Annotated in this window: 24 protein-coding genes and 1 other RNA gene; 13 read left to right on the top strand and 12 right to left on the bottom strand. The window is 63.5% G+C overall.

Annotated elements, in window-relative coordinates; genetic code table 11:
- Positions 1–46: 46 nt before the first annotated feature.
- The 4 genes from FJ546_RS11555 to FJ546_RS31190 form a co-directional block, all read right to left on the bottom strand.
- On the bottom strand, positions 47–934 hold the full coding sequence (locus FJ546_RS11555) for an RNA polymerase sigma factor (protein WP_140889446.1): 888 nt from the start codon (positions 932–934) through the stop codon (positions 47–49).
- A gap of 31 nt (positions 935–965) precedes the next feature.
- Positions 966–1271 carry a hypothetical protein gene (locus FJ546_RS11550; RefSeq protein ID WP_181167901.1) on the bottom strand — a complete coding sequence of 102 codons (306 nt, stop codon included), beginning with the start codon at positions 1269–1271 and terminating at the stop codon, positions 966–968.
- A 123-nt stretch (positions 1272–1394) separates the two neighbouring features.
- The gene (locus FJ546_RS11545) at positions 1395–1832 is read right to left on the bottom strand and encodes a helix-turn-helix domain-containing protein (protein WP_140889444.1); all 438 of its coding nucleotides are present in this window, start codon (positions 1830–1832) and stop codon (positions 1395–1397) included.
- Positions 1820–1984 (bottom strand): hypothetical protein, encoded by a 165-nt coding sequence (locus FJ546_RS31190; RefSeq protein ID WP_181167909.1) that lies wholly within the window; start codon positions 1982–1984, stop codon positions 1820–1822. The genes FJ546_RS11545 and FJ546_RS31190 overlap by 13 nt, the downstream gene beginning before the upstream one ends.
- Between FJ546_RS31190 and FJ546_RS11540 the strand changes: the two genes are divergently transcribed.
- Positions 1983–3779, top strand: a complete 1797-nt coding sequence (locus FJ546_RS11540; protein WP_140889443.1) for a chloride channel protein — start codon at positions 1983–1985, stop codon at positions 3777–3779. The two genes, FJ546_RS31190 and FJ546_RS11540, sit on opposite strands and share 2 nt — an antisense overlap.
- Here FJ546_RS11540 and FJ546_RS11535 read toward each other — a convergent pair.
- The 4 genes from FJ546_RS11535 to FJ546_RS11520 all read right to left on the bottom strand — a co-directional run bounded on the left by FJ546_RS11535 (position 3776) and on the right by FJ546_RS11520 (position 5611).
- Positions 3776–4003 carry a ribbon-helix-helix domain-containing protein gene (locus FJ546_RS11535; protein WP_140889442.1) on the bottom strand — a complete coding sequence of 76 codons (228 nt, stop codon included), beginning with the start codon at positions 4001–4003 and terminating at the stop codon, positions 3776–3778. The genes FJ546_RS11540 and FJ546_RS11535 overlap by 4 nt on opposite strands.
- Positions 4004–4027: 24 nt before the next feature.
- Entirely contained in the window at positions 4028–4222 is a 195-nt protein-coding gene (locus tag FJ546_RS11530) for a DUF4169 family protein (protein WP_019859033.1), read from the bottom strand.
- 16 nt (positions 4223–4238) lie between these two features.
- A complete protein-coding gene (locus tag FJ546_RS11525) occupies positions 4239–4775 on the bottom strand; it encodes an SspB family protein (protein ID WP_140889441.1) in 537 nt (178 codons plus the stop codon).
- Between the two features lie 146 nt (positions 4776–4921).
- Complete coding sequence (locus FJ546_RS11520; RefSeq protein WP_140889440.1) at positions 4922–5611, bottom strand: TetR/AcrR family transcriptional regulator; 690 nt, start codon at positions 5609–5611, stop codon at positions 4922–4924.
- A gap of 187 nt (positions 5612–5798) precedes the next feature.
- Between FJ546_RS11520 and FJ546_RS11515 the strand changes: the two genes are divergently transcribed.
- Positions 5799–7004, top strand: a complete 1206-nt coding sequence (locus FJ546_RS11515; protein WP_140889439.1) for a multidrug effflux MFS transporter — start codon at positions 5799–5801, stop codon at positions 7002–7004.
- Positions 7005–7046: 42 nt separating this feature from the next.
- Here FJ546_RS11515 and FJ546_RS11510 read toward each other — a convergent pair whose 3' ends face one another.
- Positions 7047–7598, bottom strand: a complete 552-nt coding sequence (locus tag FJ546_RS11510; protein WP_140889438.1) for an AAA family ATPase — start codon at positions 7596–7598, stop codon at positions 7047–7049.
- Positions 7599–7711: 113 nt separating this feature from the next.
- Positions 7712–8072, bottom strand: a transfer-messenger RNA (tmRNA) gene (gene ssrA / locus FJ546_RS11505).
- Positions 8073–8240: 168 nt separating this feature from the next.
- Between ssrA and FJ546_RS11500 the strand changes: the two genes are divergently transcribed.
- Together FJ546_RS11500 and FJ546_RS11495 are read left to right on the top strand one after the other, a co-directional pair.
- Positions 8241–8552 carry a DUF2853 family protein gene (locus FJ546_RS11500; RefSeq protein WP_032930772.1) on the top strand — a complete coding sequence of 104 codons (312 nt, stop codon included), beginning with the start codon at positions 8241–8243 and terminating at the stop codon, positions 8550–8552.
- Positions 8553–8707: 155 nt separating this feature from the next.
- Entirely contained in the window at positions 8708–9502 is a 795-nt protein-coding gene (locus FJ546_RS11495; RefSeq protein ID WP_140889437.1) for a thymidylate synthase, read from the top strand.
- A gap of 66 nt (positions 9503–9568) precedes the next feature.
- On the opposite strand, the gene FJ546_RS11490 is transcribed toward FJ546_RS11495, so the two are convergent.
- Positions 9569–9778, bottom strand: coding sequence for a molybdopterin-binding protein (locus FJ546_RS11490; protein WP_140889436.1), 210 nt, complete (start codon positions 9776–9778; stop codon positions 9569–9571).
- Positions 9779–9986: 208 nt separating this feature from the next.
- On the opposite strand from FJ546_RS11490, the gene modA reads away from it, so the two are divergent.
- The 4 genes from modA (at position 9987) to FJ546_RS11470 (ending at position 13048) form a co-directional block, all read left to right on the top strand.
- Positions 9987–10781 (top strand): molybdate ABC transporter substrate-binding protein, encoded by a 795-nt coding sequence (modA, locus tag FJ546_RS11485; RefSeq protein ID WP_140889435.1) that lies wholly within the window; start codon positions 9987–9989, stop codon positions 10779–10781.
- 20 nt (positions 10782–10801) lie between these two features.
- Positions 10802–11506 carry a molybdate ABC transporter permease subunit gene (gene modB / locus FJ546_RS11480; protein WP_140889434.1) on the top strand — a complete coding sequence of 235 codons (705 nt, stop codon included), beginning with the start codon at positions 10802–10804 and terminating at the stop codon, positions 11504–11506.
- Positions 11503–12615 (top strand): molybdenum ABC transporter ATP-binding protein, encoded by a 1113-nt coding sequence (gene modC / locus FJ546_RS11475; RefSeq protein ID WP_140889433.1) that lies wholly within the window; start codon positions 11503–11505, stop codon positions 12613–12615. Before modB ends, modC begins: the two co-directional genes overlap by 4 nt.
- A 91-nt stretch (positions 12616–12706) precedes the next feature.
- Positions 12707–13048, top strand: coding sequence for a winged helix-turn-helix domain-containing protein (locus FJ546_RS11470; protein ID WP_140889432.1), 342 nt, complete (start codon positions 12707–12709; stop codon positions 13046–13048).
- Between the two features lie 120 nt (positions 13049–13168).
- Here FJ546_RS11470 and cobF read toward each other — a convergent pair whose 3' ends face one another.
- Positions 13169–13933, bottom strand: coding sequence for a precorrin-6A synthase (deacetylating) (cobF, locus tag FJ546_RS11465; RefSeq protein WP_140889431.1), 765 nt, complete (start codon positions 13931–13933; stop codon positions 13169–13171).
- 148 nt (positions 13934–14081) lie between these two features.
- On the opposite strand from cobF, the gene FJ546_RS11460 reads away from it, so the two are divergent.
- The 5 genes from FJ546_RS11460 to FJ546_RS11440 all read left to right on the top strand — a co-directional run bounded on the left by FJ546_RS11460 (position 14082) and on the right by FJ546_RS11440 (position 18057).
- Positions 14082–15098 carry a DUF4424 domain-containing protein gene (locus FJ546_RS11460; protein WP_140889430.1) on the top strand — a complete coding sequence of 339 codons (1017 nt, stop codon included), beginning with the start codon at positions 14082–14084 and terminating at the stop codon, positions 15096–15098.
- Positions 15098–15616 carry a dihydrofolate reductase gene (locus tag FJ546_RS11455; protein ID WP_140889429.1) on the top strand — a complete coding sequence of 173 codons (519 nt, stop codon included), beginning with the start codon at positions 15098–15100 and terminating at the stop codon, positions 15614–15616. Before FJ546_RS11460 ends, FJ546_RS11455 begins: the two co-directional genes overlap by 1 nt.
- Before the next feature lie 168 nt (positions 15617–15784).
- The gene (gene hflK, locus FJ546_RS11450) at positions 15785–16900 is read left to right on the top strand and encodes an FtsH protease activity modulator HflK (RefSeq protein WP_140889428.1); all 1116 of its coding nucleotides are present in this window, start codon (positions 15785–15787) and stop codon (positions 16898–16900) included.
- Positions 16900–17865 (top strand): protease modulator HflC, encoded by a 966-nt coding sequence (locus tag FJ546_RS11445; protein ID WP_140889427.1) that lies wholly within the window; start codon positions 16900–16902, stop codon positions 17863–17865. Before hflK ends, FJ546_RS11445 begins: the two co-directional genes overlap by 1 nt.
- A gap of 3 nt (positions 17866–17868) precedes the next feature.
- Positions 17869–18057 (top strand): DUF2065 domain-containing protein, encoded by a 189-nt coding sequence (locus tag FJ546_RS11440; RefSeq protein ID WP_140889426.1) that lies wholly within the window; start codon positions 17869–17871, stop codon positions 18055–18057.
- Positions 18058–18165: the final 108 nt, after the last annotated feature.

Below are 18165 nucleotides of genomic sequence, written 5' to 3'. Positions count from 1 at the left end.
AGGGCAGTAGGGCGGTTGCGCGAAGCCTTCCCGTCCCGAAATCGTGTCAGAGAACGAGCATCTCAGCACTGTCAGCGACATAGCGGGCGTGGCGGAAATCGCGGATGGCGGCAAGCCTGCCGCCCTGCCAGGCCAGCAGGATGAAATAGGCAGGTCGCGCCGTCGGGTCGTTGGGATCGCGGACGAGGATTGCCTGCCTGTCTTCAACGAAGCCGGGTACGAGATGCCAATCCTGCACTTTGGAGTAGTTGCCGAAATAGGTGCCGACTTCCTTGCTGCCGTTGAGCCGTGTCCTGGCCACCAGTTCGAGCCGCACCTCTTCAGCCAGCATGTCGCGCACCGCGTCGAAATCACGGGCATTGAAGCGATCGATATAGGCGTTGAGCAACTGACGTTCCGCGGCGCTCAGTCTCGGGAGAGGGCGGTCATCGGGCTCGTGCGCAATCTGGCGCAGCCGGTCGCGGCCGCGATGCAGCGCGGCCTTGACCGCGGGGATGCTGATATCGAGCGTGGCGCTGATCTCTTGCAGGGAGTAGCCCAGAACGTCCATCATGATGACGCTGCTTCGCTGCGTGACGGGAAGGCGCATGAAGGTATGCAGCCCCGCGGAAGCGGCCTGGCGATCGATGGTGGGATTCGCCGGGTCGACGATCATGTCCAAATCCTCGTCGGAATAGGCCTGTTCGCGGGTGCGGCGGCGCAGGAAATCGAGCGCCGTATTGTGGGCGATGCGAAACAGCCAGCCTTCCGGATTGGCGATCGGGCCGGCACCGGGCAAGGCCTCGATCGCCTTGGCCAGCGCCTCCTGCAACACATCCTCGCCATCGAAGACCGAGCCCGTCATGCGGGCGCAGTAGCGGTGCAGCTTGGGGCGCAATTCCCCAAATAGGCGCTCGAAGAACCCATGCTGCCCGCCGGAAATGGGAATGTTCATGAGCCTCCGTTCTGCGCCTCGTCTGCCTTGATCAGGCATCCAGCATCCGGTAGCTGCCTATCACGGCCATCTCGTCGCGTTGCGGAGGTTCGCTGCAGCGATCCCCGAAGCCGCTTTGAAAAGCCTTGAATGTGGCCAGGCCGGTGATGCTATCAGAATGCGCATCGGTTTGCGTTTCGACCAGATGGATGAATGTCCCATCGGCGGCGCGCAACGTCAGGTAACGGACGCCGTCCGGCAATTTGTCGCGCAATTCCTGGAAAACGGCCTGGATCAGCCGCTCGTTCTCATCGGCTCGTTCGGGCTTCATCTTGTAGCGTATCAGATGGCGTTTCATCGCTGGTCTTCCTCTCGATTGCCTTGCGCCCTTTGGGCCTCTCATCGCCTAGACGATGCCGGGAAGCCAAAAGATGCGGGCGCCTGAAAAGAAAGGTGCCATCCCGCGCAAGACGCCTGGGCGTCACTCGCGGCCCTGATCGAGCAAGCGCCTCAGCATGGGCTCGATGCGCGAAAGCTCGTCGAGATGCGCTGCCGACAGTTCGGCCAGGCAATCGTCGGCGCGTTCGGTCAGCCGCAGCAGCACGCGGCGATGGTCGTCCTTGTCCTGATCGCGCACGACCAGGCCGGCTTCACTCAGGCGGTTGACCAGCTCGACGGCGCTGTGATGGCGGATGCGCAGGCGCTCCGCCAGATCGCCGACCGTCACCGGTCCGCCGCCCGGATAGCCCTTGATCGCCAGCAAGGCCTGATGCTGGCGCGGCGTCAGGCCGGCGTCTTCCGCCTGCAACTGACTGAATTCGAGGAAGCGGCGGATCAGGTAGCGGAACTCCGACAGCCGCTGGTAGTCGGCCAGTTCGATGGTGGGGCGAGATTTGCTGGGCTGCGTCATTCCAGACATTTGTTCCATTCCGGCCAAAGGCTCAAACGGTTTTGATGCGAAACCAGCTTGAATTTATATCGTGTTACGATACATAGCGAGCCGACAGAGCCGGCCGGCGTCTTCGCCGTGCCGCGTATTCGAGATCCGGCCGCCGCCAGAAAGCCCACCATGAAGCCCTCCGAAAACAACCATCTCAGGGATTTCACCACCGACGCGCGGGTGCTGACCATCGCGACCATCGCCGTGGTGGTCGCCACGGCTGGGCTGTTCGCCGGCATCGTGCTTTTGAAACTGATCCGGCTTGCCACCAACATCGCTTATTTCGGCCAGTTCACGTTTGCCGAGCTGAAATTGCAGGATACGCCGCTTGGGCTTGCTGCGGTGGTGGTGCCGGTCATCGGCGCGCTGATCATCGGGCTGATGGCGCGCTACGGCAGCGAGAAGATTCGTGGCCATGGCATTCCCGAAGCGATCGAGGCGATCCTGCTCGGGCGTTCAAAACTCGATGCCAAGGTTGCGATCCTGAAGCCGTTGTCGTCGGCGATCTCGATCGGCTCAGGCGGGCCGTTCGGCGCCGAGGGTCCGATCATCATGACCGGCGGCGCGATCGGCTCGCTGATCGCGCAGATGCTGCCGGTCACCGACAATGAACGCAAGACGCTGCTGGTGGCAGGCGCGGCAGCGGGCATGACCACCGTGTTCGGCACGCCGATCGCGGCCATCATGCTGGCGGTGGAACTGCTGCTGTTCGAATGGACGCCGCGTTCCTTCATTCCCGTGGCGGTTGCCGCGATCATTGCCGAGGTCGAGCGCACCGTGCTGCATCTGCCTGGGCCGATCTTTCCGTTTCAGGGTGGCATGGCGGTCTCGTTCACCGGGCTTGGCGGCTGGGTTCTGGTCGGCATCTGCGCCGGCCTGCTGTCGGGGCTGCTCACCCAGATGGTCTATGCCTGCGAGGACGCCTTCCAGAAACTGCCCATCCACTGGATGTGGTGGCCGATGATCGGCGGCCTGGCGGTCGGCATTGGCGGGCTGATCGAGCCGCGGGCGCTCGGCGTCGGCTATGACAACATCGCCGACATGCTGGATGGCCGCACGCTCGCGGCCGCCGCGCTGCTGCTGCTGGTGGTCAAGGCCATCATCTGGTCGGTGGCGCTCGGTTCGGGAACATCAGGGGGCGTGCTGGCGCCGCTGCTGATCATGGGTGGCGCAATGGGGGCGGTGCTCGCCGGCATCCTGCCCGCGGCGGATCCGGGCTTCTGGGCCCTGCTTGCGATGTCGGCGACCATGGGCGGCACGATGCGGGCGCCGCTGACGGCGACGTTCTTTGCCGTGGAACTGACCGGCAACACGCATGTGCTGGTGCCGCTGATCGCGGCTTGTGCCGCGGCGCACGCCGTCACCGTGCTGTTGATGAAGCGGTCGATCCTGACCGAGAAGATCGCCAGGCGCGGGCACCACCTCGTGCGCGAATACCGCGTCGACCCGTTCGCGCTGACCAGGGTGCGCGAGGTGATGACGGCGCAGGTCGAGAGCGTGCCGGCGACGATGACGTTGCATGGGGCGGCGGCGTTCTTGACCGCGCCGGAGACCCGGCATCCGAGCTTCCCGGTCATCGACGAGAACAGGCGGGTGCTCGGCCTTATCGATCCGCCGGCGATCCTGCGCTGGCGCCGTGCCGGCAAGCACAGGACGACGACGCTCGGCGACCTGCTTGCTGGAAGCAAGGTGACGCTTGCCTATCCCGACGAATATCTGGAAGGCCTCTCCGACAAGCTGTTGATGGCCAATGTCTCGCATCTGCCGGTCGTGACCCGCGAAAGCCTGCAACTGATCGGCTATGTCGGCTGGAAGGATCTGATGCGCGTGCGGTCGAGGAAACAGGCCGAGGAGCGCGACCGCTCGACCTTGCTTGGCTTCGGCACCAGGCGCGGGAAAAAGGCGGACGCGGTCGAAGGCGTCTAGCCCAAGCCAGCTCCGCGCTTCGCCCATTCCAGGACATGCAGCCGCAGCGCCGAGGACAGGTTGGTGTCGCGGGGCCGCGTCTCATCGACTTCGGCGACGAGTGCTGCCAGCGTCAGCTTTCTCGCCGCCGCGATGGCGACGAGGTCGTCATAGAAGGGCTTTTCGAGGGAATAGCTGGTGCGATGGCCGCGAATGGTCACCGAGCGCTTTTCGACGACGCTCACGGCCGGAGACTCACTGCCGGAGACTCACTGCTTGTCCTTGCCGGACGGGTCGAGGCGATGGCCGGCGACAAATTTTTCGGCCTTGTCGGCATTCAGCCGGTCGCGTTGCTTGTCCGCCTTGGAACGGCCATGCAGGGCCCGGTTCTGTTCGGCGACGCGCGTCTTCTCGTCCCGCGCCTTCTGCTTGCGAGCCTGGCGGAGATTGACGATGTCGGCCATGGCGCGGACCGCGAAGCTATTTCTTGCGGAAGGCGTCGAGCGAAACCACTTCGGCGCCCTTGGCGCCGGCCTCGGTTGCGGCGGGCTTCTTCTCCGGCTCGGCTGCAGCCTTCTTCTCGGCCTTCGGCTTTTTCTCGGAAACGATGGTCAGCGGCTCGGGCGCCGGCTGGGCCGGTTCCTCTTCAGGCTGCGCATCGGTCTTGACGTCGAACTCGAGCTCGAAATTCACCGAGGGATCATAGAAGCCACGCACGGCCGAGAACGGGATTTCAAGTTTCTCCGGCACGTCGGAGAAGGACAGGCCAACCTCGAAGCCGGTGTCGGTCACCTTGAGGTCCCAGTACTGGAACTGGATGACGATGGTCATCTGCTCGGGATAGCGCTCGCGCAGGCGCGACGACACGCGCACGCCGGGCGCGCCGGTCAGGAAGGTAATGAAGAAATGATGGTTGCCGGGGAGGCCGGTGCGTGCGACCTCGGCCAGAACCTTGCGCATGACGCCGCGCAACGCCTCCTGGGCCAGAATGTCGTAGCGGATGTGGTCGTCGGCCATGTGGTGGTCGGGTTCCGTTGAATCGTCCGCATAGCTGTAATCAAGCTTGAGCGCGGCGTAAACCTGATATAGCCCACCGTCGCGTCGAAGCGAGGACTATTGCCAACGATTTGATCGGCAAGGCGGCTTTGCGGCAACCGCAAATGTTATGCGTTAGCCAGCGCAGTGTGCTTTTTGACGCTGCCCGGGGAAAGGCGCCTGCCGAAAGCGCGCAGGAAGGTGCGCACGCCATTCGTCGCCGATTGCACCACTTCGTCCTCACGCGGCGTGCCGCCGAGCATGAAGGTGGTCTGCAGTTCGGCATTGACCAGGCCGAAGAACTGGCGCGCCGCGACGTCAGGGTCGTCGATGGTGAGGTAACCGCCATAGGCGAGGCGGGCGAAGCGGGCGGCGATTGCCGGCCACGTCGTGCCCGGACCCTGTTCGCGCCATTCGGCAAACAGTTCGGGGTAGCGTTCGCCTTCGGTCTGGATCAGCTTGCGCAGGAATTTTCCGTCGCGGTTGCAGATGCAGTTCCGGTTCAGGCGCACGGCAAATCCGATCAAATCCGCTTCGAGATCGCCGGGCTGGTCAGGGAAGGTGGCAATGGTGGCGAAGATGCCGACATTGCAGCGATCTGTGAGGTCGCGCACCACGGCCATGAAGAGCTTTTCCTTGTCGCCATGGTGGTTGTAGACGGTCTGGCGCGAGACGCCGGCCCCCGCGGCGATCAGGTCGATATTGGCGCCGGCAAAGCCTTCGCGGCAGAACACGCTGGCGGCGGCGTCGACGATCGACAGGCGCTTGGCCTCGTGGCCGCGTGGCGGGAAAGTGTCAGGAGAAACGCTCGCTCTCATGAAAATCTATATAGAGGTGATTGACGATTTAGACAAGGCTGTCTAAATTTGTGGACATGCGATAAAGAGATTTCGCGCCGGGAGACGACAAGATTCGCTGCTGGAGTGTCGGAACCTCACGGGATGGAACGTCCTAGGTCAGACGTCGCCTGGCGGCGGTAACCAGATTTCGAAAGAAGCCAATATCATGAGTCCCAAATTCCTCCGCATCGCGGTCGTGCTCGGCCTGTTGTCCGCCATCGGCCCCTTCGCGATCGACATGTATCTTCCCGCTTTGCCGTCGATCGGCGCGGATCTGCACGCCGGCACCGCCGCGGTACAGATGAGCCTGCTGATCTTCTTCCTGTCGATGGGCTTCGGCCAGATCGTCGTCGGGCCGATCTCCGACATGGTCGGCCGCAAGCTGCCGCTCTATGGCGGTCTTGCGCTGTTCATGGTCGGCGGCATCGGTTCGGCAATGGCGCCGACCATCGAGTGGCTGATCGCCTTCCGCTTCTTGCAGGGCCTTGGCGCCAGCGCCGGCATGGCTGTGCCGCGCGCCATCGTGCGCGACCTGCACACCGGCAATGAGGCGGCCAAGCTGATGTCGTTGCTGATGCTGGTGTTTTCGGTGTCGCCGATCCTGGCGCCGCTGACCGGCAGCCAGATCATCGAGAATTTCGGCTGGCGCGCCGTGTTCTGGACGGTGACCGGTGCGGCAGCCCTTGCCACCATCCTGCTCGCGACCTCGCTCAAGGAAACGCGGCCGGTGGCAGAGCGCGTCGGTTCTTCCTTCGGCACCGCGCTTGCCGGCTATCGCTTCCTGATGGGTGACCGCAACTTCCTTGGCCTGGTGGCAATTGCCGGCTTCGGCATTGCGAGCTTCTTCGTCTATCTGTCGAGCTCGTCCTTCATCCTGATCGACCATTACGGGCTGTCGCCTTCGGTCTACAGCATGTTCTTCTCGATCAACGCGGTGGCCTTCATCGGCATGTCGCAGCTGACGGGCCTGCTGGCCGAGCGTTTCGGGCTGCGGCGCGTGGTGCGCGTCGCAGTCACCGGCTATGCCTCGACGATGGTGGTGCTGCTGGCGATCATGGCGACGGGTGTCGACCGGCTCGACGTGATGGCGGCCCTGCTGTTCGTCGGCTACGGCTTCCTCGGCCTGGTCATCCCGACCACCTCGGTGCTGGCCATGGAAGAACATGGCGAGATCGCCGGCACGGCCTCGGCGCTGATGGGCACGCTGCACTTCGCCATCGGCGCGCTCGCCATGGGCGTCGCCGGCGTGTTCTTCGACGGCACGCCGCTGCCGATGGTCGCCGGCATCACGCTCTGCGCGGTGATTTCCTTCACGCTGGCCAAGCTCACGCTCGGCCGTTCGCGCGAGGCGGTCGAAGCGCCGGCGGAATAGGCATTGCTCGCAAGCGCATGAAAGGCCGGGTTTCCCGGCCTTTCATTTCAGCCCTGCCTCGGCCAGCACGAAACGCAGCCTTGTCTCGACCGGCGCCAGGGGCAGCGGAACCAACTCATAACCCAGCTCCATATAGACGCCGGCCAGCGCATGGTAAGTGCGCTCGGCCTCGTCGAGTGTCTGCCTGCGCTCTTGATCCTGCGTGAAAATGCCAGGCCAGGGCGGGGCGATGAACACGCGCGGATTGTAGCGGAAGCGCTCGACGGCGGTTCTGATGTGTTCTGCCACCGGCAGGCCGCTCAGCCTGAGATAGCCGAGCGTGTCCGGCACGCCGCGATCGAAGAAGACCGGTCCCTTCTGTTCGACCGCGTTCCGATACGAGCGCATCTCCCACGATAGCATCAGTTCGGCGAACAGCGCGCGGTCGCTCCAGGGCAGGGCGGTTCCGCCTATCGAGGACTGGTCGCGGATGATGCCGCGCCCGGCTTCAACTGAAGTCGCAAAGCCCGCCCGGCGCAGGGCTTCGATCAAAGCGGTCTTGCCGGAGCCCGGGCCACCGGTCAGCACGAAGAATCGATCGGAATCGTTTTGCATTCTTGTCCATGGAGAAAGAGGCACGCGATGCGGCTTCGCGGCAAATGGGCCGTACGAAGGCCGGACGGCAAAAGGCGGCCGTTGCGCGTGACGTGGATTGAGGGAGGGAGAGAAGTGGAGGTTTCTGTTGCCAGGTACCTCCGAACCCCGCCTAGAAGTGCGAACCCCTAGGGCTTGATTTGAAGCTATCGCACTGCATTAAGCAGCGAGACGTGCTTCCGCATAGTTGTCGTTGGCAACTATAAGTTTAGCCCGATGACGGTGGTACAATGCCGGGCAAAAGTACGATCTTTACACCTTCGTCGATCCTATTTCGCCCCCAGCAAAAACCGCTCTGTCGTCAACAGCGGCTTTTGGTGGAGGCGCCGGGTACCGCCCCCGGGTCCGAACGGCTTATTTCATCGCCCATTTATCGCCATAGTCGGTCAAGCCGACAAAACGAATATAGGGGGCGTTCGCCGAAAATGAAAGGCCGCAATGAGGCTTTGTCCCTGTGTCAAATCGCGACGGCAAGGGTTGACTTGGGCGCGGTCTCAACGGAAGCTTTGCGAGCGGTGAGGAGTTACCGACCTAGCGCACAAGTTGCGAAGCGCGCCACAGCCCTCATCGATCGGATCCGTGGCGCTGACGAGGGGAATTTTGATGGCCGACTATCTTGCGGATGTGAAGAAATACGACGCGGGCGCCAGCGCCGACGCGGTCGAAAAGATCGTCAAGCATCTGGGCATTGCGCTGAGGAACCGCGATTCTTCGCTGGTGTCCTGCACCGACCCGAAGGAGCTCGAGCGCGTCAAGGAGAGCTGGGTGGCCAAAAAGCTCGGCGTCAGCGACGGGGCGAAGGCCGACGCCTCGATCGAGAAGACCTGCAAGGCGATGCACGCCGACAACACCAAGAGCCGCGTGACCTTTTACTACCTAGTGGCCAAGGATCTGGGCAAACTCGGCGCCCTCTGACGATCGCGTCAATTTGCGAAGGCTGGCGCCGGCGTTGCGGCCAGCCACTTTCTCCCCGTTCACGCAGTGCGCAGGTCCAACTAGCGCCGTTTTGCTGTGTTCGACCGCCGGTCTGGTCGCTATAATATGCGCACACTCGAATCGAGCTGGAACCGATGCGCCAATATCTCGACCTCTTGCAGCATGTGCTGGACAATGGCGCCGATCGCGGCGACCGCACCGGCACCGGCACGCGCTCCGTCTTCGGCTACCAGATGCGTTTCGACCTGGCGCGCGGCTTTCCGGTCACCACGACCAAGAAGCTGCACCTGAAGTCGATCATCCATGAGCTCCTGTGGTTCCTGGCCGGCGACACCAACATCAAATACCTGACCGACCACGGCGTCACCATCTGGGACGAATGGGCCGACGAGAATGGCGACCTTGGCCCCGTTTACGGCAAACAGTGGCGTTCCTGGCCGGACGGCAATGGCGGCTCGATCGACCAGATCGCGGGCCTTCTCAAGGAGATACGCCGCAATCCTCAATCGCGTCGGCTGATCGTTTCGGCGTGGAATCCAGCCGAAGTGGAGGCGATGGCGCTGCCGCCCTGCCACTGCCTGTTCCAGTTCTACGTGTCCGAGGGCCGGCTGTCCTGCCAGCTCTACCAGCGTTCGGCCGACATCTTCCTCGGCGTGCCGTTCAACATCGCGTCCTATGCGCTGCTGACACTGATGGTGGCGCAGGTGACCGGGCTGAAGCCGGGCGATTTCGTCCACACGCTGGGCGATGCGCATCTCTATTCGAACCATTTCGAACAGGCGCGCGAGCAGTTGCGGCGCACGCCGAGGGCGCTGCCCACAATGTGGATCAATCCGGAGGTGAAGGACCTGTTCGCCTTCCGCTTCGAGGATTTCCGCCTGGAAAACTACGTGGCCGATGCCTCGATCAAGGCGCCTATCGCCGTCTAAAGTATGTCGATATTCAGGTGATGCCGGCCTGACCCGACTCTCAACATACCTTGAGCTCGACCTCCGTCAGTCGATGCCGACCATCACGTCCGAGGCCTTGACCACGGCATAGGCCTGCTTGCCCTTTTCGAGCTTGAGATCGGCGACCGCCTCGTTGGTGATCGAGGCGGTGACGATTGCGCCGCCGCCAATGTCGATCCTGACATGCGAGGTGGTGGCTCCCTCGACGATCTCGGTGATCGTTCCCTTGAGGACGTTGCGGGCGCTGATCTTCATCGAGCTCTCCATTGCTTTGCATGCCGTTCTCCCAAAACCGGGGTCACTTTTGGGCAACATGCAGCAGGGTTTTCCACTCGTCTTACCAGAACAATCGACGGGGCACAGGCGTTTTCGCAAGCCGCCGGCCTTCCCTTGTTATATTCATGCGGATATATCGATCGACAGGCCTCGCACCGCACGGATTTCAAACCAGGGAGAGTTTTCGATGACGCGCAAAGGTTTCGGGTTGAGGGCGATCGCCATTGGTGGTCTTGCGGCGACGTTGATGGCTGCGGTGCCGGCCGCACATGCGCAAGACAAGGTCGTGGTGTTTGCGGCGGCCAGCCTCAAGGACGCACTCGATGCGGTCAACAAGGCCTGCGAGGCCGATGTCGGCGAGGCCGCGACCGTTTCCTATGCGGCAAGCTCGGCACTGGCCAAGCAGATCGAGGGCGGGGCGCCGGCCGACGTCTTCATCTCGGCCGATCTCGACTGGATGAAGTATCTTTCCGACAAGAAGCTGACCAAGCCCGACACCGAGGTGAAGCTGCTCGGCAACGAGATCGTGCTGGTGGCGCCGAAGGATTCGAAGGTCGAGACCAAGATCGAGAAGGGTTTCGACCTCGCCAAGCTGGTTGGCGACGGCAAGCTCGCCATGGGCGACTTCAAGGCGGTGCCGGCCGGCAAGTACGGCAAGGCGGCACTGGAATCGCTCGGCGTCTGGTCCTCGGTCGAGGGCAAGGTGGCGCAGGCCGAGAATGTGCGCGCCGCGCTCAAGCTGGTTTCGACAGGCGAGGCTGCTCTCGGCATCGTCTATGCCACCGACGCGCATGCCGAAAAGGGCGTCAAGGTGGTCGGCACCTTCCCGGAGGATTCGCATCCGCCGATCATCTACCCGGTTGCCCAGACCGCCGATTCGAAGGACAAGGATACGACGGCTTTCCTGAAATGCCTGAAGTCCGCCAAGGCCGGCGCGCTCTTCAAGGAACAGGGTTTTACCGTGCTCACGCCGAGCAATTGAACAGGGCCTGATAGCGCAATATGACCTGGCTGCTGGACCTCACTCCCGACGAATGGAATGCGGTCCGGCTGTCCATCAAGGTGGCGACCGTGGCGATGCTTGCCAGCCTGCCGCCGGGCATAGCCATCGCGCTGCTGCTTGCCCGCGGACAATTCTGGGGCAAGACGCTGCTCAACGGCGTGGTTCATCTGCCGCTGATCCTGCCGCCTGTCGTGACCGGCTATCTCCTGCTTTTGACGTTTGGCAAGCGCGGTCCGGCCGGCGCCTTTCTGGCCGAGCATTTCGGCATCGTCTTCTCGTTTCGCTGGACGGGTGCGGCGCTGGCCTGCGGTGTCATGGGCTTTCCCCTGATGGTACGGGCAATCCGGCTGTCGATCGAAGCGGTGGACCGCAAGATGGAGGCTGCGGCGGGAACGCTTGGCGCCAGTCCTTTGTGGGTGTTCGCCACCATCACGCTGCCGCTGATCCTGCCCGGGCTGATCGCGGGCGCCATCCTGGCCTTCGCCAAGGCGATGGGCGAGTTCGGCGCGACCATCACCTTCGTCTCCAACATCCCCAACGAAACGCAGACGCTGCCCTCGGCGATCTACACTTTCACGCAGGTGCCGGGCGGCGATGAGGGGGCATTGCGGCTGACATTGATCTCGGTCGTCATCTCGATGGCGGCTTTGGTCGCCTCGGAAGTGCTGGCGCGGCGGGTCGGGCGGCGGATGGACATCGCATGAGCGTCCGCGTCGACATCGGCCACCGGCTCGGCGATTTCGCCATCGAGGCGCGCTTCGAGAGCGCCGGGCGGCTCACCGCGCTATTCGGGCCGTCAGGCTCGGGCAAGACGACGCTCATCAACATGATCGCCGGGTTGATCCGGCCTGACAAGGGTCGCATCGAGGTGGAGGGCCGTGCACTGGTCGACACCGATGCCGGCGTTGTCGTGCCGAAGCACAGGCGCCGCATCGGCATGGTGTTCCAGGACGCGCGCCTGTTTCCACATATGAGCGTGGCCAGCAATCTGCGTTACGGCCGCTGGTTCACGCCGGCCAAGGAGCGCTACGCCGACATGGATGCCGTCGTCGACCTGCTCGGCATCGGCCCGCTGCTGAACAGACGCCCGGTGAAGCTCTCGGGCGGCGAGAAGCAGCGCGTGGCGATCGGCCGGGCGTTGCTCGCCAGCCCCAGGCTGTTGCTCATGGACGAGCCGCTGGCCTCGCTCGACGAGGCGCGCAAGGCCGAGATCCTGCCCTATATCGAACGGCTGCGCGATGAGACGAAGATCCCGATCGTCTATGTCAGCCATTCGGTCGCCGAGGTGGCGCGGCTGGCCAGCGACGTGGTGATGCTGGCGCAAGGCAAGGTCGTTGCCAGCGGTCCGACCGAGGCGGTGATGCAAAGGCTCGACCTGCTGCCGGCGGAAGAGCGCGGCGAGGGCGGTGCGGTGCTGGACACCAAGGTGCTGCACCACGACGAGATTTTCGGCATGACCGTGCTCGTCTCGGCCGCCGGAGAGATCCGCGTGCCGCGCCTGGCGATGAAAACCGGGGCTCCCGTGCGTGTCCGCATCCGTGCCCGCGATGTGATGATCGCCGCGGAGAAGCCGACAGGCCTCAGTGCGCTCAACATCCTGCCCGGCACGATCGTTGCGATCCGTCCGGGCGAAGGGCCGGCGGTCGAGGTCGACATCGATTGCAATGGCGCAACGGTGCTCGCCCGCATCACCGAACAGTCGCGGCAGGCGCTGGAACTGCGGCTCGGCGGCAAGGTTTTCGCCGTGGTCAAGACAGTGAGTTTCGACCGGGCCAACACCGGCGCCGGCCTGCCGCTCGAGGTCGATGGCTGACAGAAGCGGCGATCGCCGCTATATTGACTTGGAATAACGGTACCGCTGAAGTGGCTTCGGCAGGAGTCCTGGCGACCGCGGAGGAGCAAAGATGCCATCGCTGAGCTTGCGGATAAATCTCGATCCCGACGGGCGGATCGGTCCGGGCAAGATCGAGCTTCTGGAGCAGATCGCTACCTTCGGCTCGATCTCGGCCGCCGCGCGCGGCATGGAGATGTCCTACAAGCACGCCTGGGATCTGGTGGAGGACATGAACCGGGTGTTCGGCAAGCCGCTGGTCGCCGCGCAGACCGGGGGCCGCAGGGGCGGCGGCGCGCAGCTGACGGCCATTGGCCTGGCGGTGGTCAGCCGTTTCCGCGCCATCGAGCGCGCGGCCACCGCGGCGGCGGCGACGCATATGGACGCGCTGCAGGCGGAGATCGATGCGGGCTGAGGGCAGTAGGGCAGTAGGGATTGCGGCCCAACTCGTCGCCGTCGGAGATTTTCGTTTCCGAATCTGCCTTAACGCGCGTCTAAATTAGAATTTCACTGCCTACTGCCTACTGCCTACTGCCTATTCTTCCGGCTTGCGCAGCAGATAGGTGTCCATGATCCAGCCCTTTTGCCGGCGGGCTTCCTCGCGGACCTTTTCGATCTCAGCGCCGACATCGCCGAGGCGACCGGAGACGATGATCTCGTCCGGCGTGCCGAGATAGGCGCCCCAATGGATGACGACATCCGGGTCGGCCAGCGTGTTGAAGGCGCATTTGCCGTCCAGCATGACGACTGTGCTGCCGGCATTGCTGGCCAGACCTTCCTCGGTCAGCCTGCGGCCGGTGGTGACCAGGAACGAATCGCCGATGCGGTTCAATGCCGTTTTGTGGCTGGCGGCAAGCGCCTGGATGGCGGTGATGCCGGGGATGACCTCCAGTTCGAAGGCGACATTGTTCCTGAGGCGCACGCGCTCGAGGATGCGCAGCGCGCTGTCGTAAAGCGAAGGATCGCCCCAGATCAGGAAGGCGCCGCAGTCATTTTCCGCAATCTCGTCGCGGATCAGGGCTTCGTAGATGGCCGCGATGGCTTCGTGCCAGTCGTCGACGGTCGAGCGATAGGAGGACGTTGGCTCGGCGCGGACCGGCACGTCGAATTCGACGCGGCGCGATTTCGGGTTGGTGACGAAGCGGTCGCAGATCTCGCGCCGCAATTCGGCAAGGTCGTTCTTCTTGGCGCCCTTGTCGGGGATGAACAGCACATCGGCACGGTTCAAGCCTGATATGGCCTGAACCGTCATATGGTCGGGGTTGCCGGCGCCGATGCCGATGACGAGAAGCTTGCGCATGGGCCGAACTCCTGCCCGATCGGAAGCTGTTAGTCCAGACCGCTAGCATGTCCAGACCGGTGTGGCGTAGCCGCGCAAGTGTAAGGGCTTTGAAACGCCGCACTGAAACGGCTAGGGTCGTCAGGGCATTCTTGCCGAGGGGGCTTCGATGTTGCGATATGTTCTGACTGCGGCGCTGGCGCTTTCGGCAGCACCCGCATTGGCCAACGATTCCGTTGCCGAGCTTGGCACAGGCGGCTTGATCCTGTCGCGCAGCGATGCGGTCGCGATGCAAAGCGAGGATCTCTTCATATCGCCCGAAAAGGTGATGGTCGACTACGTCTTCCACAACAACACCGACAAGGATGTCGACGCGATCGTCGCCTTCCCGATGCCCGACATTTCGGGCGATCCCGAAGAAATGCCGGCCATCCCCGAAAACCAGAGCGACAATTTCCTCGGCTTCGAGGTGACGATCGACGGTGTCGCGGCAAAGCCTCAACTCGAGCAGAAGGTGTTCGCGCTCGGCATCGACATCGGCGCCGATCTCAAGGCGCAGAATGTGCCGTTCAACCCGTTCGGCGATGCGGCCAAGGCGGCATTGGCGAAGCTGCCGCAAGCGGTGGCCGACGACTGGGTCAACCGCGGCATCATCATCGAGGACACCGCCGATGACGGCAGCGGCATGAAATCCTCCTATGCGCCGTTCTGGCAATTGCGCTCGACCTATTGGTGGCGCTCGACCTTTCCGGCCAACAAGGACGTTCACGTTTCCCATCGCTACAAGCCGAGCGTCGGCGGCACGTCGTCGGTCAGCTTCTTCTATGACGGCCAGTTCCAGGGGCAATATGCGACATACAAGACCCGCTACTGCATGGACGACATGTTCGAGAACGCGGTGCGCAAGGCGGCGAAGGACAATCCGGACGGCTATCCCAAATATTATGAAAGCCGCATCGCCTATATCCTGACCACCGGCGGCAACTGGGCGGCGGGCACCATCGGTAAGTTCAAGCTGACCGTCGACAAGGGCAATCCGAAAGCCCTGGTCTCGTTCTGCGGCGACAATGTCAAAAAGGTCGGGCCGACAAGTTTCGAGATGACCGCGAACGATTTTTACCCAGAGCACGACATCGATATCCTGCTGCTCGAACCGTCGGACAGCAATGGCGGGGACGCGAACTGATGCATGTGGCAATCTACGTCGCCATTGCCGAGAACGGCGTGATCGGGCGGGATGGCGGACTGCCATGGCGGCTCTCCACCGATCTCAAGCGCTTCAAGGCCGACACGATGGGCAAGCCCATCATCATGGGCCGCAAAACCTATGAAGGCATAGGCCGTCCGCTGCCGGGCCGGCTCAACATCGTCGTCACCCGCGACAAGAGCTGGCGTGCCGAGGGCGTCGAGGTGGCGCATACGCTGGAGGCCGCGATTCAGCTGGCAACGGTGCGCGCGCGCTGCATGGCTGGCATCGACGAGGCCTGCGTGATCGGCGGCGGTCAGATCTATGCCCAGGCGCTGCCGCTGGCCGACCGGCTGCACGTCACCCATGTGCTGGCCGCCGTCGACGGCGACGCGCATTTCCCGCCGATCGACGCTGAGACATGGCGCGTGGTCAGTTCGCAGGAGGTTCCGGCCGGGGAAAAGGACAGCCACGCAACACGCTATTCGGTCTATGAGCGGCGCCGCCCGATACTTTGATAGACAAAAAGTGCATTGAAGGACGACAAAGGGTCGCTACCGGCCCAAAACGGATGATGTCGGCGGCGCATCGCGTTGAAAGCGTGCCGTGGCGTCCCTATAGAAGAACAACACTGGATTTGCGCCGTAACTCCGGCGCTTGAGGGAATTCCAAGCGAAAGGACATTCATGCCCTGGAACGACAAGAGTGGCGGAGGCGGCGGCCCGTGGGGCGGCGGCGGTAACAATCAGGGGCCCTGGGGGCAGGGGCCCAAGGGGCCAAGCGGCCCGCAGGGCTCGCCCCCGGACCTCGAAGACATTATCCGCCGCGGCCAGGACCGGCTGCGGCGCGCTCTGCCCGGCGGCGGTGGCGCCAGTCCGGCAGTGTTCGGGCTGATCGCCGCGGTGCTGGTCGTTCTGTGGGCATTCCAGGCGGTCTATACGGTGCAGCCCGACGAGGTCGCCGTCGAATTGCGTTTCGGCAAGCCGAAGGCCGAACTCTCACAGCCTGGCCTGCATTTCCATTGGTGGCCGCTTGAAACCGTCGAGACGGCCAAGATTTCCGAGCAGCTCGTCGATATTGGCGGCGGCAACACCAGCGGCAACGGCCTGATGCTGTCGGGCGACCAGAACATCGTCAACGTGCAGTTTTCGGTGGCCTACCAGGTTTCCGATCCCCGGGCCTATCTGTTCGACGTCTCGGATCCGGACGGCATGCTGCGGCAGGTTGCCGAAAGCGCCATGCGCGAAGCCGTCGGCCGCCGGCCGGCACAGGACATCTTCCGAGACGACCGCCAAGGCATAGCCGCGTCGGTCCGCGAAATCATCCAGTCGACGCTGGACGGCTACAAGGCCGGTCTCAACGTCAACGCCGTGTCGATCGAGGATGCAGCACCACCACGCGAAGTGGCCGATGCGTTCGACGAGGTGCAGCGCGCCGAGCAGGACGAGGACAAGTTCGTCGAGCAGGCCAACCAGTATTCCAACCAGAAGCTCGGCCAGGCGCGTGGCCAGGCGGCACAGATCCGCGAAGACGCGGCCGCCTACAAGAACCGTGTGGTGCAGGAAGCCGAAGGTGAGGCCCAGCGCTTCATCTCGGTCTATGACGAGTACGCCAAGGCGCCGGATGTAACCCGCAAGCGCCTCTATCTGGAAACCATGGAGAGGGTTCTGAAGAACTCGAGCAAGGTCATCGTCGAGCAGGGCAACGGACAAGGTGTCGTGCCCTATCTGCCGTTGCCGGCATTGCAGGCGAAACCGCCGGCTCCGGCCGCGCCCGCCGCGAACACGGGAGGTGCCCAGTGATGGCCAACCGTCTTCCCATTTTCGTCGTCATTGCGGCGGTCGTCCTTTTCCTGATCTATTCCTCGGTCTTCGTGGTCAATGCGCGCCAGCAGGCGCTGGTGTTGAGGTTCGGCGAGATCGTCGACGTCAAGACCGAGCCCGGCATCTATTTCAAGGCGCCGTTCTCGTTCTTCGACGCCGATACGGTGCAGCTGATCGAGAACAGGGTGCTGCGCTTCGACCTTGACAACATCCGCGTCCAGGTGTCTGGCGGCAAGTTCTATGAGGTCGATGCCTTCATCGCCTATCGCATCTCGGATCCGCGCGTCTTCCGTGCCGCCGTGTCCGGCCAGATCGAATTGGCCGAGGCGCGGCTGAGGACGCGTCTCGACGCTGCCTTGCGCCGCGTCTACGGCCTGCGCGACTTCGAGGCGGCACTCTCGGAACAGCGTGCCGTGATGATGCGTGAAGTGCGCGATCAGCTCCGGCCCGACGCCACCTCGCTCGGCCTGCAGATCGAGGATGTCCGCATCCGCCGCACCGACCTCACGGCCGAGGTTTCACAGCAGACCTATGATCGCATGAAGGCGGAACGTCTGGCCGAGGCCGCCCGGCTTAGGGCACGCGGCAACGAGGCGGCACAGCGCATCACGGCACGCGCCGATCGTGAAGTGGTCGAGATCGTTGCCGAAGCGCAGAAGGAATCCGAGATCCTTCGCGGCGAGGGCGAAGCCCAGCGCAGCGCCACCTTCGCGGACGCCTACAAGCGCGACCCGGCCTTCTTCGACTTCTACCGGTCGATGAATGCCTACGGCACGGCGCTGGACAATACCGGGACGACCATGGTGCTGTCGCCGGGTTCGGAGTTCTTCCGCTACTTCCGCGATCCCGATGACAGGGAAGGGCCGGCGAAACCGGCGGCACCCGCCGCACCGGCAACGGCGCCCGCCACGCCGACGACACAACCCAGCACCGGCCAGAAATAGCGGGTGCAGGACTTCTTCGCGGCGATAGGCCTGGTCCTCGTCATAGAGGGCCTGGTCTATGGCGGCTTTCCCAGCTTCGCGCGGAAGCTCGCCGGCGAGGTGCTGTCGATGCCGGAGAACGCATTGCGGATCGCCGGGCTGGTCGCGATTGCCATCGGTGTCGGCATCGTCTGGCTGGTGCGGGGCGGATGAGATGGCCGTTATTCGTCCGCGGCAAAACGGAGGATTAATCCTCTGCCGATAGTCGTAGCCGCAAACGTGCCGTATTTTTTGCCAACATAGCGCAACGCGGTGTTTTCG

Source organism: Mesorhizobium sp. B2-4-19 (genome assembly GCF_006441315.1).
Lineage (GTDB): Bacteria > Pseudomonadota > Alphaproteobacteria > Rhizobiales > Rhizobiaceae > Mesorhizobium.
Note: the sequence above shows the minus strand (reverse complement) of the source record. Positions and strands in the feature narration are given on the sequence as shown.